The 15,139-nt window shown below is 69.2% G+C and carries 20 protein-coding genes and 2 pseudogenes; 5 read left to right on the top strand and 17 right to left on the bottom strand.

All coding sequences use genetic code 11. The annotated features are described in order from the left end of the window. Window position 1: 1 nt before the first annotated feature. A complete protein-coding gene (locus tag OG953_RS43325) occupies window positions 2-400 on the bottom strand; it encodes a hypothetical protein (protein WP_331735588.1) in 399 nt (132 codons plus the stop codon). A 408-nt stretch (window positions 401-808) separates the two neighbouring features. On the opposite strand from OG953_RS43325, the gene OG953_RS43330 reads away from it, so the two are divergent. Further along, a complete protein-coding gene (locus tag OG953_RS43330; RefSeq protein ID WP_405692567.1) occupies window positions 809-1,117 on the top strand; it encodes a hypothetical protein in 309 nt (102 codons plus the stop codon). A 115-nt stretch (window positions 1,118-1,232) separates the two neighbouring features. On the opposite strand, the pseudogene tap reads toward OG953_RS43330, so the two are convergent. Further along, window positions 1,233-2,570 (bottom strand): annotated as a pseudogene (gene tap, locus OG953_RS43335) (telomere-associated protein Tap); the annotation flags it as partial. 63 nt (window positions 2,571-2,633) lie between these two features. Here tap and OG953_RS43340 point away from each other — a divergent pair. Together OG953_RS43340 and OG953_RS43345 are read left to right on the top strand one after the other, a co-directional pair. Then, entirely contained in the window at window positions 2,634-3,158 is a 525-nt protein-coding gene (locus OG953_RS43340; protein ID WP_331735594.1) for a hypothetical protein, read from the top strand. Between the two features lie 165 nt (window positions 3,159-3,323). After that, on the top strand, window positions 3,324-4,295 hold the full coding sequence (locus tag OG953_RS43345; RefSeq protein ID WP_331735597.1) for a hypothetical protein: 972 nt from the start codon (window positions 3,324-3,326) through the stop codon (window positions 4,293-4,295). 3 nt (window positions 4,296-4,298) lie between these two features. Here the strand turns inward: OG953_RS43345 and OG953_RS43350 are convergent, their stop codons facing one another. The 11 genes and pseudogenes from OG953_RS43350 to OG953_RS43400 form a co-directional block, all read right to left on the bottom strand. Next, window positions 4,299-4,883, bottom strand: a complete 585-nt coding sequence (locus OG953_RS43350; RefSeq protein ID WP_331735600.1) for a sigma-70 family RNA polymerase sigma factor — start codon at window positions 4,881-4,883, stop codon at window positions 4,299-4,301. A 142-nt stretch (window positions 4,884-5,025) separates the two neighbouring features. After that, window positions 5,026-5,463: a LamG domain-containing protein gene (locus OG953_RS43355; protein WP_331735603.1), complete on the bottom strand. Its 438-nt coding sequence runs from the start codon at window positions 5,461-5,463 to the stop codon at window positions 5,026-5,028. After that, on the bottom strand, window positions 5,409-5,759 hold the full coding sequence (locus OG953_RS43360; protein WP_405692570.1) for a hypothetical protein: 351 nt from the start codon (window positions 5,757-5,759) through the stop codon (window positions 5,409-5,411). The genes OG953_RS43355 and OG953_RS43360 overlap by 55 nt, the downstream gene beginning before the upstream one ends. An 8-nt stretch (window positions 5,760-5,767) precedes the next feature. Continuing rightward, window positions 5,768-6,253: a hypothetical protein gene (locus OG953_RS43365; protein WP_331735609.1), complete on the bottom strand. Its 486-nt coding sequence runs from the start codon at window positions 6,251-6,253 to the stop codon at window positions 5,768-5,770. Window positions 6,254-6,546: 293 nt separating this feature from the next. Further along, complete coding sequence (locus tag OG953_RS43370; RefSeq protein ID WP_331736153.1) at window positions 6,547-6,813, bottom strand: YbaB/EbfC family nucleoid-associated protein; 267 nt, start codon at window positions 6,811-6,813, stop codon at window positions 6,547-6,549. Further along, window positions 6,777-6,938: a hypothetical protein gene (locus tag OG953_RS43375; RefSeq protein ID WP_266747128.1), complete on the bottom strand. Its 162-nt coding sequence runs from the start codon at window positions 6,936-6,938 to the stop codon at window positions 6,777-6,779. Before OG953_RS43375 ends, OG953_RS43370 begins: the two co-directional genes overlap by 37 nt. 78 nt (window positions 6,939-7,016) lie before the next feature. Further along, window positions 7,017-7,709, bottom strand: coding sequence for a hypothetical protein (locus tag OG953_RS43380; protein ID WP_405692571.1), 693 nt, complete (start codon window positions 7,707-7,709; stop codon window positions 7,017-7,019). A gap of 321 nt (window positions 7,710-8,030) precedes the next feature. Next, window positions 8,031-8,192: a hypothetical protein gene (locus tag OG953_RS43385; RefSeq protein WP_405692573.1), complete on the bottom strand. Its 162-nt coding sequence runs from the start codon at window positions 8,190-8,192 to the stop codon at window positions 8,031-8,033. A gap of 130 nt (window positions 8,193-8,322) precedes the next feature. Next, window positions 8,323-9,488 (bottom strand): annotated as a pseudogene (locus OG953_RS43390) (pyridoxal phosphate-dependent aminotransferase). Between the two features lie 71 nt (window positions 9,489-9,559). Continuing rightward, window positions 9,560-10,417 (bottom strand): threonine/serine dehydratase, encoded by an 858-nt coding sequence (locus OG953_RS43395; RefSeq protein ID WP_331735624.1) that lies wholly within the window; start codon window positions 10,415-10,417, stop codon window positions 9,560-9,562. A 109-nt stretch (window positions 10,418-10,526) separates the two neighbouring features. Then, on the bottom strand, window positions 10,527-10,664 hold the full coding sequence (locus tag OG953_RS43400) for a hypothetical protein (RefSeq protein ID WP_405692687.1): 138 nt from the start codon (window positions 10,662-10,664) through the stop codon (window positions 10,527-10,529). Between OG953_RS43400 and OG953_RS43405 the strand changes: the two genes are divergently transcribed. Continuing rightward, window positions 10,612-10,803, top strand: a complete 192-nt coding sequence (locus tag OG953_RS43405) for a DUF6207 family protein (RefSeq protein ID WP_331736156.1) — start codon at window positions 10,612-10,614, stop codon at window positions 10,801-10,803. The genes OG953_RS43400 and OG953_RS43405 overlap by 53 nt on opposite strands. 19 nt (window positions 10,804-10,822) lie before the next feature. On the opposite strand, the gene OG953_RS43410 is transcribed toward OG953_RS43405, so the two are convergent. Next, window positions 10,823-11,590 (bottom strand): Ku protein, encoded by a 768-nt coding sequence (locus tag OG953_RS43410; protein ID WP_331735627.1) that lies wholly within the window; start codon window positions 11,588-11,590, stop codon window positions 10,823-10,825. 474 nt (window positions 11,591-12,064) lie between these two features. Between OG953_RS43410 and OG953_RS43415 the strand changes: the two genes are divergently transcribed. Continuing rightward, complete coding sequence (locus OG953_RS43415; RefSeq protein ID WP_331735629.1) at window positions 12,065-12,571, top strand: RICIN domain-containing protein; 507 nt, start codon at window positions 12,065-12,067, stop codon at window positions 12,569-12,571. A 259-nt stretch (window positions 12,572-12,830) separates the two neighbouring features. Here the strand turns inward: OG953_RS43415 and OG953_RS43420 are convergent, their stop codons facing one another. The 3 genes from OG953_RS43420 to OG953_RS43430 form a co-directional block, all read right to left on the bottom strand. Continuing rightward, window positions 12,831-13,127: a recombinase family protein gene (locus OG953_RS43420; protein ID WP_405692575.1), complete on the bottom strand. Its 297-nt coding sequence runs from the start codon at window positions 13,125-13,127 to the stop codon at window positions 12,831-12,833. A gap of 177 nt (window positions 13,128-13,304) precedes the next feature. Then, window positions 13,305-13,796 (bottom strand): hypothetical protein, encoded by a 492-nt coding sequence (locus OG953_RS43425; protein WP_331735631.1) that lies wholly within the window; start codon window positions 13,794-13,796, stop codon window positions 13,305-13,307. A 98-nt stretch (window positions 13,797-13,894) separates the two neighbouring features. Further along, window positions 13,895-14,944 (bottom strand): NucA/NucB deoxyribonuclease domain-containing protein, encoded by a 1,050-nt coding sequence (locus OG953_RS43430; RefSeq protein WP_331735634.1) that lies wholly within the window; start codon window positions 14,942-14,944, stop codon window positions 13,895-13,897. Window positions 14,945-15,139 lie beyond the last annotated feature (195 nt).

A 15,139-nucleotide genomic window follows, 5' to 3' on the forward strand; every position in this document is an offset into this window, starting at 1 on the left:
GTCAGCTCCCGTCCGTGAGCGCGCTGTGGCCGTAGCGGTTGCGGATCAGCTGGGCGCCGGTGGCCGGGGCGAGGTCCACGACCAGGCGCTCGCCTACACCCGAGGCTGTAGTGGCGTCGGGCGTGAGGTAGCCGACAGTGCGCAGCTCGCCGACCGCCTTGTGGTAGGCGTCGCGGCCCTCGGCGGCCCCGCGCTCATTGCGGGTGAGGGAGACCAGCTCGCTGATCGTGGGTTCCTGTCCAGGGAGGTAGCCGGTGGCGAGTTCGGCGAGGACACCGCGGGCACGCCAGGTCAGGCGCATGTCCCGCATTGCCTGCGCGAAGAGAGCCGGGTCGTGGACGGGCGGGGTAGAGGGGACCGGCCACTGCGGAACGGCGGTGGCGGTGTCATTGGTGTTCAACGGGTGCGGCTCCTTCGGTGATTTTTCCGGTGTGGGCGTGTCGGGGTACGGCCTATTCGCCTTCGTCGAGGACGGCGTCGTGTAGGTTCTCGCGGCCCGTGTCATCTGCCGGGCCTCTGACCTGGGTGTTCCTCGGGCGTCTCACGCCGTGTCATCCGCTGGAGTCTCAGCTCCGTGTCATTTCCTCGCCGCTTCGGGCGGATCCGCCCGAAGCGGCGAGTCTCTTGTCCTGTCGCGGTGCATCTGACAGACGGCGAGCTGCTGACCTGCCGGGTTGCCACGTCGCTTGAGAGCGATGGCCCTCGGCATTCTCAAACGACGTGGCTTTCACGGAAGTTGCGTTCGCCGTACTGCTGGAGCTTGGAACGCGGTAGGGGGTTGCTGTGTTTCAGCGGTATGAGAAGCACTGTGATTGTGGTGACAGTCGGCGTCGCCGCCGGTGTCTGCCTGATTTTGGTGGATCGCGCTTTGCTGTGGGCAGAGCGCCGTGGGTGGATCTATTACCGCAAGACGAAGGGGCGTACTTCTGCGCTGGTAGAGGGGTTCTCTCCAGCCGCGCAGGCGGTGAAGCAAGCGATGGAGCAGGAGAGGTTCCGCAAGAACGTCCGGATCGGAGAGGGGACGCCACTTGGCGTTGACCTGGACGAGGGCGTCGCGCGGATCCGTCGCTCAGGGCCCGGGCGGCAAGAATCCGCCAACCCGAATGAGATCGAGTAAGAATCGGCCAGCTTGAATGCGACAGGACATCTCTGACCTGCGCTGTCTCACGGAGATGTCATAAATGCCATCCAGATGACACGGCGGCTGAGAAAATGACACGGGATTTGAGAACCTACACGTCGCCGCCCTTGATGTGGCGGGCCGGGTTGAGGCCCTTCTCCATGAGGTCGACCGCCCACAGCATCGACTGGACGCCCTCCAGCTTCGCCAGGCCGGGCGTGGGCCCGAGGCGGAAGGCGCCGGGCTGCGGCTTGCCGGACGCGGCGTACGGGAGGAAGTCGAGCGGGCTCTCACCCGGCGAGGGGTAGACGACGCAGTCGGACAGCACGGCGAGCGGGTACAGGCCCGTCATCTTGACCATGTTGTTGAGCTTGCGGTGCATGTTGACCCGGGCCTTGCTGATGACGGCGGCCCGGATGTCCGGGCGCCAGGTCGGCCGCTGGAGGGCCGGCCACGTCTCGCCCTCCTTGTAGTGCTTGCCCTGGGGGCGCTCGCGGAGCTTGCCGACACCGCCCTTGACGGTGGCTTTGATGGCGGACAGGACGGCGGCCAGGGCCGAATCGATCTGCTTGTGCTGCTCCATCGCGGCGAGGAACTGGCGGTCGTCCAGGTCCCGGGTGACGCCGAGGTCGGCGAGGGTGTCGACGTAGGCGTTCTTGAGGCGGTCGTGCCACGGGTCCAGGTACGCGCCGGTCTCGCGGCGCAGGTACGCCTCGATCGGGTGCACGTCGTGGCCGAGCTCCTGGGCGTAGGCCAGGGTGTGCGTCTGGTACCAGGCCGGGCCGGTCGGACGGGTGCCGTCCGGAGTGAACGGGCTGGGCAGGCGCGGGTCCAGCTCGATGTGGGACAGGTCCGCCAGCCAGCTCCCGGGGATCTTCGGGTTGAACTTCGGGGCGTGGAAGTGGTCCGGGGCGCTGAGGCCGACGACCAGGCGGGCCGCGGCGGCGAGGAACGCGGTGTTGAGGTCCAGGCCGACCGCGAAGGGCAGGGTGCACTCCTCATCGGACAGCGTCTCCACCGCCCGCACCCACTGGTATGCCTCTTCGTTCAGGAATCCGCCGGTCCAGCCGCTGTTGACGACGACGGGGTGTTCCGGGGTGGCCTCCGGCGGTGCCGGGTCCATCGGCTCGGTGCCGAGCGAGCCTGCGTTGTAGCCGGAGACCCAGTTCCCGGTCTCTGGGTCCTGCACGGCCTTCGTCGGCGGGCGCAGGGCGGTCATCAGCTCGAGGCCGGAGACGGCGGTGGAGCCGCGCGGGGTGATGACCCGCTGGGCGTAGACACCGAGGACGCGGGCGATGTCGGCCGGCTCCATCTCGGAGACGCCGGGCCAGGACCGCTCGTCGAGGGCGTCCCACGACAGGATCGCCAGCTGCACGCACTGCCGCTCGCGGCCCTGGGCCTTGCGGTAGATCCGCGCCCAGGGGCCGAAGCCGCGCTGGGTGAGCTGCCACCCCTCGGCTGGCCGGGCCGCGGCCAGCGGGTCCTCGGCGACATCCACTTCGCCCACGGCGACATGACCCAGGCCGCCACCGCCTACGCCACCGCCCGCACCGAAGCCGAGCAGCACGGCAACATCGGCGAGCAGGCCATCGCCCAGGCCCACCTCGCTCTCACGTACGCCTTCGCCAACCCCGACCGCGCGGACCGGGAGATCACCCTCGCCGAGCAGCTCCTGGCCGGACTCGACCAGCGCGCCACCACCCTGACCGCCCAGATCGCCGCCCTCGCCCGCGATGCCGGCGCACCGGGTCCGGCCGTCGACGACCGCGCCGCCCTGCTGCGGACAGAGATCACCACCGCCGGAATCACCGCGGCCGCACTGCTGCTGGAACTCGCCCTCGCCCTGCACCACACCGTGCGCGGGGACGCTGCCGCAGTCCGAAATGACATCGCCCGGCTTGACGAACTCACCCGGAGCGGCGACTACGCGTACTACACCGACATCGCCCACTCCCTGGCCGGACTCGCTCTCGCCAGCGCCTCCCCGGCACGGTGTGGGGGCCTCGGCAGCCGCACTCGGCGGCTGCCGTGCCACTGACGGGACCTACGGCGCCCGTCGGCGGATGGTTCACCCGGCGCACCGGTGAACCATCCGCCGACGGGCGCCGTAGTGGCCATCGGGGGCACGGCGCAGCGACTGTGCCGCCCCCGTTCTCGACCCTCCCGGCTCCGTCGCCGGGGCGTCCCGACAAGGAGTCAGAAGATGATCTGGTACGTCCTGGCCGTGGTGCTGGGGCTGGCGCTGATCGGGGCGGTGGCCGCGCTGATCGTCACCGAGCGACGGCCCCGCCCGCCGAAGCCCGGGCGACGCCCCCGCCCGCCGAAGCCCGTCGCCGCCTCGGCGGCCGTCGTGGGCCGGGAGGCGCTGGACGTGGTCAACGCGGGCCTGCGCCGGCTGACGGGCGAATGCCTGCGCTCCGGCCGGTCGCTGCCCGACCTGTACGCCGTCGTCTACTCCGAGGAGCGGCTCGCACTGCTGCTGGCCGGGGCCGAGGAGGCCGCCCCCGCGCCCTGGAGCGTCGAGGCGGACGGCGAGCGCTGGACGATCTCGCCCGACAATCTGCACCGCCCCGGCCCGGAGGGCGAACCGGCCCTGCCGTACGCGCTGACGGTGACGGTGGGCCTGGACGGACCCGACCGCGTGCTGGTCGACCTCTCCCGGGCGGCGGGGCCCGTCTCGGTGACGGGTCCGGACAAGGAGGTGCGCAGCCTGGTGCGGGCCATCGTCACCGAGGCGCTCGCCGGCCCGGTGGGGGCGCTCGCCGAGGTCACCCTGGTGGGATCCCTGGCCGACGGCCGGTTCCTTTCCGGCGACGAGCTGCGGACCTCGCGTCTGCACGACGCGGCCAGTCTGGAGGAGGCGTTCGCCACGGTGGCGGCGTCGGCGGGCACGGGAGCGCCGGAGCCCGGCTCGCCCGACGTCACCCAGATCTTCCGGCTGATCGAGGGCAGCAGCCGGATCGCCGTCCAGGGCGAGGCGCCGCACTTGTTCGTCGTGGACGCCTCGCAGCTCCCGCGACGGGAGGGGGCACTGGCTGGTCTGCGGCGTGGGGACGCGCTGCTGGTGGTCGGCGAGGCACCCACGGGGTGGCGCTGGCGTGCCGGTGCGGACGGATCGCTCGACACCGGGCCGCTCGGCCTGGAGATCAACCGGCACGCGGGACGTCTGGCATAAGTGTCATCCGGCCTCGCGGTCCAGGCCGCCCGCGTACAGCCCGCGGCTGTGCAGCGCCTCGCGCAGGGCGCGGGCGGCGTAGAACGTCCGGGACTTGACCGTGCCCGGCGGCACACCGAGGACCTCGGCCGTCTGGTTGACGCTGAGTCCCAGGTAGTGCACGTGCAGCAGGACCTCGCGCTGTGCCGGCCGCAGGTCCCGCAACGCGTCGGTGAGCACCTGGGAGGTGAGCATGTGGTCCACGCCGTCGGACACCGGCAGGTGGGCGAGTTCGGGGTCGCCGGTCTCCGGTGGTCTGGCCTGGCGGGCCCGGTGGCCGTCGATGACCAGATTGCGCAGCGCGGTGAACAGCCAGGGCCGCACCGAATCCGTGGTCGGGTCGAGTTCCTCGGCGTGCCGCCAGGCGCGTATCGCGACTTCCTGGAGGACGTCCTCGGCGCGGTGCCAGTCGCCCTCCAGCCGCCGTGCGGCGAACTGCAGCAACGCGCTGCCGTGGAAGTGGTAGAGCGCTCTGAGGAACTCGTCGGGGTGGGGTTCCGCGGCGCGGGGGCCAGGTATGAGGTCTTCGGTCGAAGCGCTGTTCGACAAGCGCCCTTCCTCTCCGGTCGTCTGTGGGGAAGACGGGCTCCGCCGGCTGCGGGACAACCGGCAGGCGCCGCCGCGAGCCGCCGTGCGCCCGTGCGGCGCCCGTCAGCCTGCGGCGGCGGTGAACTCGCCCCGTCAGCGCCGGTCAGCCCGGTTCGCGAGAGGAAAGCGAGCCCACCTCACGGGACGTCAACTCCCGGTTGCAGGCATGTACGTCGGCGATGTCACCGTTCCAGTAGTCGGCCGCCTTCCCATCGAACTTGCCGCGTCCGATCACCACAGTGCCAGTGGGTTTCACGCTGCTGGAGGCCACCCTGGTTCCCGCGAGCCGGCCGTCCACGTAGACCTGCATCCGGTGGTCCTTCTGACTGTACGTGCCGGTCAGGTGGTACCAGCGGCCGGGCTGCGGCTTCTCGGGCGTCTTCGCGACCGTACGGGCACCGCTGAAACTGAAGGCGAAGTTCCCGTCCGGGCCGGAGTACTGGAGGAAGAACGTGCTGATCCGGGACAGGGCGGTGTGGATGCCGGTCATGCCCTGGGGGTTGAGGCGCACCCGCGCGGCGACCGAGTAGTCCTTGCCCACGGTGTCGAGCCGGGTGTTGGAGTCCGCGTATCCGCTGGTTGCACGGCGCCGCCCTCGGGGCCGTCGGTCCACTGCGTGCCGCCCCTGACCACGGCGTCGTGCTCGCCGGCCTTCGCGGTGCCGGACTGGTGCAGGGGCCACCAGCCGAGGCCCTGCAGCGACTCGGCGTCGCCACCCGGTTTCGCCCCGGCCTGTTCCTTCCCGGAGTCCTGGCCGCGCACCAGTTGGACGACGACGAAGGCCAGCGCGATGGTCAATACGGTGATCGTGGTGATGAGCGGCCATCTGCGCGGCATGAATTTCCTCAGGAGGTGCGGCATGTGTCACTGGTGATTACGCGTCCGATCCGGAAGTGGTTCGGTGTGCCGTTAAGTTGTGACAGGCCTGTGAGACAGCGGACCTGTCCGCCCCTGGATGTGCGCCGGTGCGCCGGGATATGCGGCGACGCCTTGTCCGGGGCAGTGGAACATGGGGAGTTGCGACGTTCCGGCGGCGCGGGCGCATCGTCCGCCAACCGTTCCCGAGTGTTCACGACGCGGTCGCCGGCGTCCGCCGTCCTTCTCCGGCCGTTCACCAGGAAGGACCACGCCGCGACCAGTCGCTGGTTCTCGGCGACCTGCCGGGCGACGCCCCGCACTTCGACCAGATGCTCCAGGTAGAGGTCCCGGGCTCGCATCTTCTTCTTACGTGCCTGGCCACGCATCTGCATCCGGACGGCAACGGTGACGCCGATCGACAGCACCACGAAGGCGATGCCCAGCAGAATCAGTAGCTTTCTGCCGCCGGACATCAGCCATGCTGATGCTGGACAGCAGGGGCATGAGCATGTAGATCCAGTTCGCGCCCGAGTCCTTGCCGACCGGCTACGGCGGCGCCGAGAGCACCACCGGTTCCGTCGGGAGCTGTGGCGGGACGACCCTGGGGGGGGCGATGGAAGATGATGCGGGACATCGAGGCTCTTCATCTGTGCTGTGACCTTGGCGCCGGGGCGGACACAGGGGCTTCCGTCAGGACACGAGCCCGCGCACCGCGACCGGCAGATCCCGTTCAGGGAGTACGGCCGGGGCGCGCGGGGTCGGCGGATCAGTTCGCGGCGAAGCCGCCCCCGCCCGGGGTGCGAGGTCCGGGATGTCCCGGTCCCGTCGGACGCAGTCCCGAGAGGAGGCCGTTGAAGCTGTCGGTGACGACGGCCAGACTTGCCGCCCGCTGCTCCTGCACGGCCTGGTTCGCGCTGTCGACCGCCACGGTGATCAAGTCGGCGAGGATCTCCGGATCGTCAGGGTCGATCACCGAGGGATCGATGCGCAGCGCGACTATCCGGCCGTCGCCGGAGACCGTCGCCGCGACCAGACCGTCGTGCCGTAGCCGGTGGCCTGGACTTTCGTCAGGTCCTCCTGGACGCCCGCCATCTCGCCCTCCGTACGGCGGGCCTGGTGAGCCGGCGCGGCAAAGTCGATCCGACCGTTGTCGGACATGGCGTCACGTTCCCTGCGTTGGGGAAGAAGAGGCGTGGTGGCGGCTGCGGGGCGCCCGGGACGGGCCTGCTGTCGGCGTCAGATGTGCGTGTTCGTGGCCCACACCTGCTTCCCACCGGCCATGATGACGACGTTGCCGTCGGGCTGGATGACCAGGGTGGCGTTGGTGAAGCCGGCGGGGTTCGAGGCCCATATCGCTCGACCGGCTGCGGTGTAGATGACGAGATTGCCGTCATCCTGGAAGGCCGCCATGTTGCCCTCGCCGGAGGTGCCGGCAGCCCAGAGAACCCGCTTTTCCTGCCGGTCGTAGAGCACGAGGTTGCCGTCGGCCTGCATGCCCAGCTGCAGCCGGTCGGACTTCCAGGACGTGGCGGCGTGCAGCTTCGCGACCGGCTTGATGACGACGGGCGCCGGAGTCGTCGTACGGGTTTTGTCCGCGGCGTGTTCCGGGATCTTGGCCTGGGCGGTCGTCTGCCCCGTCGGTGAGGTGTGCCTCGTGGTCCCCGTGCTGGGGAAAGTGGTCCCCGGGCTGGGGAGAACCCCGGAGGGCGCCTGGCTCTTGCCCTTGTCGGCGTGCTTCTTGGGCGTCGACGACGCGGATTCCAGCCCTCCCGGCACGCCGGGGCTCGACGCGGCCGGTTTCGCCCCACCCGGTTTCGCCCCGGCCTGTTCCTTCCCGGAGTCCTGGCCGCGCACCAGTTGGACGACGACGAAGGTCAGCGCGATGGTCAATACGGTGATCGTGGTGATGAGCGGCCATCTGCGCGTCATGAATTTCCTCAGGAGGTGCGGCATAAATGTGTCACTGGTGATTACGCGTCCGATCCGGAAGTGGTTCGGTGTGCCGTTAAGTTGTGACAGGCCTGTGAGACAGCGGGCCTGTCCGCCCCTGGATGTGCGCCGGTGCGCCGGGATATGCGGCGACGCCTTGTCCGGGGCAGTGGAGGGGAGAGTCCGCTCGGCCTGTGACCGGTGTAGGAGCCGGGTACGGCATACGCGCCGGGCCGGGCGTTCGGTCGGTCAGGCGTCCAACAGCTCGCGCAGCGTGGCCTCGCCGACGCGGAGACATTACTGCGGAGGAGCTCGGCCTACTCAGCGCACCCTGATCATCGCGGGCTGTGTCCTCACCATCGCCGGGATCGTCGTCCTGATCGCCATGGTCAACAGCTCCCCGGCACCCGGCCCTTCGCCCCCGGACTCCTCCGCGCCGCCCGCCCCGGCGCGTCCGGAAAACGACGCCGCGCCATTCGCCACCGGTCCCTCCTCTCGTGGGGACCGGTGTCGAATGGCGCAGGCGGCTCGGGACCGCGCCGGGCCGGGATACACGTAAAGCCCCTGGTCAGGCTGGGGTCCGTACTTCATTCGGGATGAAGGAGACGCGGGTTCAAGACGCCAGGCGCCGCAGCCGACTGGCTGCCTCCTGGAGGACGTCGTCCCTCTTGCAGAAGGTGAAGCGGACCTGGCTGCGGCCGGCGTCGAGGTCGTCGTAGAAAACGGAGTTGGGGATGGCGACGACGCCGCAGCGTTCGGGGAGAGCGCGGCAGAAGGCGTAGGCGTCCTTCTCACCGAAGGAGGTGATGTCGGTGGTGATGAAGTAAGTGCCCTGGGGTTGGTAGACCTCGAACCCGGCCGCGCGCAGGCCGTCGCCGAGCAGATTGCGCTTGCGACGGAGGTTGGTGCGGAAGCTGTCAAAGTACGAGTCCGGCAGGCGCAGCGCTTCGGCGATCGCGTACTGGAAGGGGCCCGCGCTGACGTACGTCAGGTACTGCTTGGCCGTCCGGACCGCTGAGACGAGCGGGCCGTTCGCCGTGACCCAGCCAACCTTCCATCCGGTGAACGAGAAGGTCTTGCCGGCGGACGAAATGGAGACGGTGCGCTCACGCATGCCGGGCAGGGCCGCGATGGGGCGGTGCGTGCCCTCATAGACAAGGTGCTCGTACACCTCGTCGGTGACGACCAGCAGGTCGTGCTCGATGGAGAGCGCGGCGATGGCGCTCTGCTCTTCGGCGGTGAGGACCATCCCGGTCGGGTTGTGAGGCGTGTTGAGGAGAAGGAGGCGGGTCTGCGGGGTGATCTTGGACCGCAGCTCGTCCAGGTCCGGGCGGAAGGACGGGCGCGCAGGGTGAGCGGTACGCGCTTCGCTCCCGCCATGGCGATGCAGGCAGCGTAGGAGTCGTAGAAGGGCTCGAAGGCGATGACCTCGTCTCCTGGTTCGAGGAGGGCGAGCATGGTCGCGGCGATCGCCTCCGTCGCCCCTGCGGTGACCAGGACCTCCGTGTCCGGGTCGAAGCTCAGGTCGTAGAAGCGGCGCTGGTGGTCGGCGATCGCCTGACGCAGCTCCGGGATGCCCGGGCCCGGCGGGTACTGGTTGCCGCGGCCGTCGCGCAGCGCTCGTACGGCGGCCTCGCGTACTGACTCCGGGCCGTCCGTGTCCGGGAAGCCCTGGCCCAGGTTGATCGCGCCCGTCGCTGTCGCCAGTGCCGACATCTCCGCGAAGATCGTCGTCCCGAGCCCGTCCAGCCTGCGGTTCAGCAGCGGCCTGCCGCCCATGTCTTTACCATCCTCACCCGGGTATCCGTCGATTCTTCGAGCGCCATCCTGGACTATGCCCGGACGGGCGCTCACGCGGCCAGTGTCCAATAGGTAGGCGAAAGGGGATTGACCCAGTCCACGCCGCCGCCAGAGATCACTATCCCGATCATCCCCGACTCGTGGGGGATACAGCCGCTGAGGACAGCGGCCAGGGCGCAGGCGCCACTGGGTTCGGCGACGACCTTCAGGTGTCGGAAGGCGAACGCCATGGCGGTGGTGATGTCCTGGTCGGTCACGGTCACGATGGCGTCGAGGAGCTTGGAGTTGACGGCCCAGGTCAGCGGCGAAGGGCTGGTGTGTCCCAGGCCGTCGGCGATGGTGGCGGGGACCTCGGGCAGGGCGATGCGCTGGCCGCAGCGCAGGGACAGCAGGGTGTCGGCGCCCTCTTGCGGTTCGACGCCGATGACCTTGATGCCGGGGTGGAGGTGCTTGGCGATCGTGGCGGTCCCGGCGGCGAGGCCGCCGCCGCCGACGGGGACGACGAGGGTCTCGATTTCGGGGTGGTCGGTGAGGAGTTCCAGGGCGGCGGTCCCGGCTCCGGCCATGATGTGCCGGGAGTTCGCCGAGGGGACGACGGCCAGGCCGTCACGGGCGGCGATCTGGGCCACGAGGGTGTCCCGGTTCTCGGAGTCCCGGCGGTAGGTGACGACCCTGCCGCCCAGCGCGCGGATGCCTTCGACCTTCGGGGTCGGGGCGTCAGCGGGGATGACGACGGTGGCCGGCACTTCGAGGAGCCTGCCGGTCAGGGCAAGGGCCTGGGCGTGGTTCCCGGAGGAGGCTCCGATCAGACCGCGGGCGCGTTCCGTCGTGGGGAGGGATGAGGCGTGGTGGTAGGCGCCGCGGAACTTGAAGGAGCCGGTGCGCTGGAGGCTCTCGGCCTTGCACACGACCGGCCAGCCCGCGGCCTGGTCGAGGGAGAGCGCGGAGAGGGCCGGGGTGCGGGCGGCGGTTGGAGGTTGGCGGCGGCGTCCTCGACGTCGCGGGCGGTCAGCTCGGTCACGGCCGGTACCCCCCGTTGGTCGTGGCGGTGGCGAGGATCATGCGGATGAGCTGGTCGTAGTCGATGCCCGCCGCGGCGGCCATGGTGGCGAGGTTCCCGGTGTGGGAGAGGCCGGGCAGGGTGTTGATCTCCAGCCAGACCGGGCTCGGTCGGCGCTGGGCAACGTCGGGTGGTGGCCGGGTTCGCCGTGTCCCTGGCGAGCCTGGGGTGACGGCGAGGCTGTATGCAGATATCCGCCGCGTTGGGTCCGAGGGCGCTGCGGCGCCGGACTGACTCCCGGGCCGCTACGTGCTCAATCCCCTCGCCCCGCACGGGCCGCCCGGACGCTCTCCTCCAGCGCCGCCAACAGATCCACCGGCGCCGCCGGCCCCACGGGCTCGACCAGCTCGCCGCCGCTGAGTTTCGCCGTGACCAGCTGCTCCAGGGCGTGCCCGTACCCATTCTGCAGCTCGCTCTCCTCGATGCCGGGCAGTGATCCGATCAACGTCTCAGCGAGTTCGAGCTCCCGGTCTGTGACGGGCGAGGACGGAGCGAGATCACCGGGGTCACGCAGCTCGTCGGCCCAGAGCAGGGTCTGGACAACGAGCACTCCATGCCGTGGACGCAGCAGCGCCAGGCGCTCCCGGCTCCTGATGGCGATCTTGGAAACGCCCACGAATCCGGTTCGGGCGAGGGCTTCGACGAGCAGGACGTACGGTCGGTCGGCCCCAGGACCGTTGGGCCCCGCGAAGTACGGCTTGCCGTAGCTGATGGGGTCAATGTCCTGGCCCGGGACGAAGCCGAGTACCTCGATGACACGCTTGGTCGGCAGCGGAAGGTGGGCCAGATCCTCATCCGTCAGCGGCACCACATTGCCATCGGGCATCGCGAAGCCCCGCCCGACTTCCTCGTACGGGATTTCCCGGCCCTCGACCCGGCAGAAGCGCCGGTGCTCGACCCGGCTGGAATCGGCGGTATGAATCTCGTGGAGCCGCACCGGGTGCTCTTCGGTGGCGGCGAACAGCTGGACGGGCAGCGCGACCATCCCAACCTGGATGACGCCGGACCATGTAGCCCTCATGCTTCCAGCGTCGACGGCCGACGGCCGAGACGCATCCCTGAACCGCACGCCGCAGTCGCCACTCACGAGCGACTGTCCGGCCTTGCTGCCGAAGCTCGCGCAGCGCGGGTCCAAGACCGGCGCGTGAACGCAACCGGCTCGCCGGCGGCCGGTGTACGCCGACCGTGAACGCCTGTCGTCAAGCGCCGTGGGCGGCGAGTTTCGCGGACCACGGCCCTCGCAGCGTGCCTGCCGTACGCGGTGACCCGTCGACCCCGGACGGCGACGGCCGACACGGCGACCGGGCTGAGCGCATGAGGCCAGAGTGCAACGAAAACGACCTGCCGCACCCGGGTCCTGGCGCAGGCTGAAACCACCACCCCTCTGCCCACCTATTCACCTATTTGGGTTTTTTAATCAATAAGTGCCTAACTTGTCGCGTTTATCGCAGTTAGTGCCTGTGGCCTGAGTCCGCACTACTCCCCTGGAGACTTCATGAAGCACCGCCGCTGGGCCGCTGGTCTCACCACCCTGGCGTCTGCCGCACTGCTCGTCAGTGTGCAGACCCCCACCGCCTCCGCTGCAACGTTCACCGCAGAGATTGTGGCCCGCCACAGCCAGAAGTGCGCCTCGGTCGAGAATGCGAGCACCCAGAACAACGCCAGGGTGATCCAGTACGACTGTGTGGACGGAACCAACCAGCAGTGGAAGTTGGTAGCCACCAGCGCCGGCTACTACACGGTCAGCGCCGTGAACAGCGACAAGTGCCTGTCCGTTGAGGGCGCAAGCATCCAGAACGGTGCCAAGGCGGTCCAGTTCGAATGCCAGGGCGGCACCAACCAGGAATGGCGGCTCGTCCAGAAGGACAGCGGCTACTTCTCCATCGAAGCCCGACACAGTGGCAAGTGCCTGTCCGTCACGAACGCAAGCACCCGGAATGGCGCCACGCTGATCCAGTACGACTGTGTAGAGGGCCACAACCAGCACTTCCGACTCGGCTGATCCCGCGCACTCCCAAGTCCGCCTACGCCCCCCATCAACGATGACGGGGGGCGTAGGCATTCAGCACCCTGTCCGCCACCGAAAGGACGTGCTCGGTATTCCGTCGGCGCGCCACCGGCTTGACGGTGGACACAGGGGGTACGGTCAGCGGCCCGCGCACCGGTCGGGTGTTGAGCAGGAGAAGGGGTTTGGCGGCGGCCAGGGCCGGGTGTCAGTGATGCCTCCGATCTTGCGGGTGGCGGTCACGGAGACCACGGCGCTACCGGGATCGTGACTGGCCGTCACGTCTTCCTGTACGCGTCGACGATGTCGGCCGCCTTGTCCCCGTCGAGCGCGGCGGCCGCCCCAGCGTCCTGCCCGCGGCCTCGGCGGCGACGCCCTCCTTCGTGTTCTCCGAGATCATGTCGCGCTGGAACTCCCGGACCCCGGCGAGCATCGTGACGAACAGCTTGGTCTGCGGGTCGTCGGCCGCGAGATCGAAGCCGGACCAGGTGCCGGTCGCGATACGCAGGTGCAGGATCTCTCGCGAACCCAGACACGGCCCGCAGTCTCCCACCGCCGAACCGGTCGGGACAGCCCGCCGTCAACCCCCGTGGACGCGGGCGGTCGGATCAGGCCGCGTCCTGCCTGTCGCCAAACGGGGCCCTGCCCGGTTGCTTCCAAGGATTTCACCCGCTCGATGCAGCCGCCGCCCCGAACGCCGTACACGCCGTGCGGCGGAGGGTCACGGTGATCATCGCAGGGCGGCCGTGTCTGCGTTTGCCGGTGCGGGCCAGAGCACGAGCAGATGTTCTTCTGTGCCGCTGTCGGGAACGCGTGCGTGGATGCGCAGGTGCCACCGGGCGGGCCGGCCGCTGGGGCAGGGGAGGAAGATCGGGTCGGGCTCTTCCTCGGGCACGGGGCCGGCCATGATGCCGATGCAGGACTCGTCGTCCTCGGGGCCGGGCGGGTCGACGACGATGGTGACGTCGCTGACCGCGTCCCATGGTTCGGCCTCGCGCGGTGGCTCGGAGTCGTGGACGGTGGCGGTGACCTCGATGTCGCTCCACTGCGTGCTGGTGGCCACGGCCATCAGCCCTCCGCCCTTGGACACGTCGATCAGAGCGCTGTCCGTACCGGCGAATGCGTCGCCCACGAAGCGGTCGAAGTCCTCGTCGCCGCCGGAGGCCATCCAGTAGCCGGTCTCTACCAGGAAACGGCGCGTACTGCTGCTGATGACGGACACGGAGTGCCCCCCCTTTTTTCGCTCTCATACGCCAGCGGGGTGGTCCGCGCGATGCGCTCGGACCACCCCATTTACTCAGACTGCGGGTTCAGGCGGAATTACACTCCGACATACACGAAGTACGGGTCGCCGTCGAGAATCCGGCTCTCACGGTAGAACGTGCCGAGGAACCCGCCCTGCCGCTGGTTCTCCTTCTCGGGAACCCACATGGTGCCGCGGTTGGGCAGGCTCTGGCTCTTCCCGCCCTCGCGCGTGGACGCGAACGGGTACTCGTCGCACTGCGCCTTACCGGGGAAGGGCAGGTGGGCCGGCGGCTTGGCGCGCGAGGGGCAGACCTGTTCCCGGTTGTCCAGGATCTTCTTGCCGTCGGTGATGCGGTGCAGCGGCCTGCCGTAGTTCGGCGAGCCCAGGTGGATGCCCTTCGACTGCACGTTGGCGATGTTCTTGCTGATGTAGGGCAGGAGCCGCTGATTCGTCTCGACGCCGGGGTGAGACGGGAAAGTGCAGCCGGCAGGCTTCGAGAACTGCGGCTTCTTGTTGTAGAACTTGTCATCGCACCGGTAGAGAGGCGAGTTGTAGCCGAGGCTGCCCGGCGTGTACCCGGCCTTGGTGAAGGAGAACCGGTATGCCGACATGTTCTTGCGCTGGGTGTACCGCTTGACCGGGTTCTTGTAGTCGACCCGGCCGGAAGCCGCAGACCCGAGCGTGAACGGCTTCAGCGTGGACGTGGCCGTGCAGCCCGACCCGCAGTTCACGCTGAAGGCGGCCCGGATGCCCGAGGCGTTGTTGACGAGTTTGGCCTTGGTCACCTGGATGGTCTCGGACCAGGTGGTCTTGTTGATGTCGAGACTCATCACGTGCTGGACCGTGAAGTAAGCTGCTCCGACCGGCTTGCCGTTGCGCAGCACGTTGACCGTGGCGTTGACGGTCTGACAGGAGTGCGTGCGGCTCCACACGCTGATGTTGCCTGACGGAACCGGACACTTGAGTTCACCGGCAGCAGCTCGGGCATTTGCCGCGACGGGTGTGATCGTCACTTCGAGCCGGTCACCCGAAGGCGCTGCCTGGGCAGTGCCCGCCAGGGTGCCTGCCAGGGCGATCACCGCCGCTCCGGCGGCCACGGTCTGCTTCGTTGCAGGAAGTCGCATGAGATGTCCTCCCCCTTCGCTGCGGCGGTCACCGAAACCGGGCCCCCTGCCCGGGGTGCCGCAGCAGCCATACGGAACGCTATGCCACGTGATCACACCGTTCCAACGTATTTGAGGGGATGGCCGAAAGCTGTCTGCGGTGGCCCGATTGCACACCGTCACGGATCGCCCTGAGGGTGGCACCTATAGGCGTCT

The sequence above is a fragment of the Streptomyces sp. NBC_00057 genome, assembly GCF_045041165.1.
Lineage (GTDB): Bacteria > Actinomycetota > Actinomycetes > Streptomycetales > Streptomycetaceae > Streptomyces.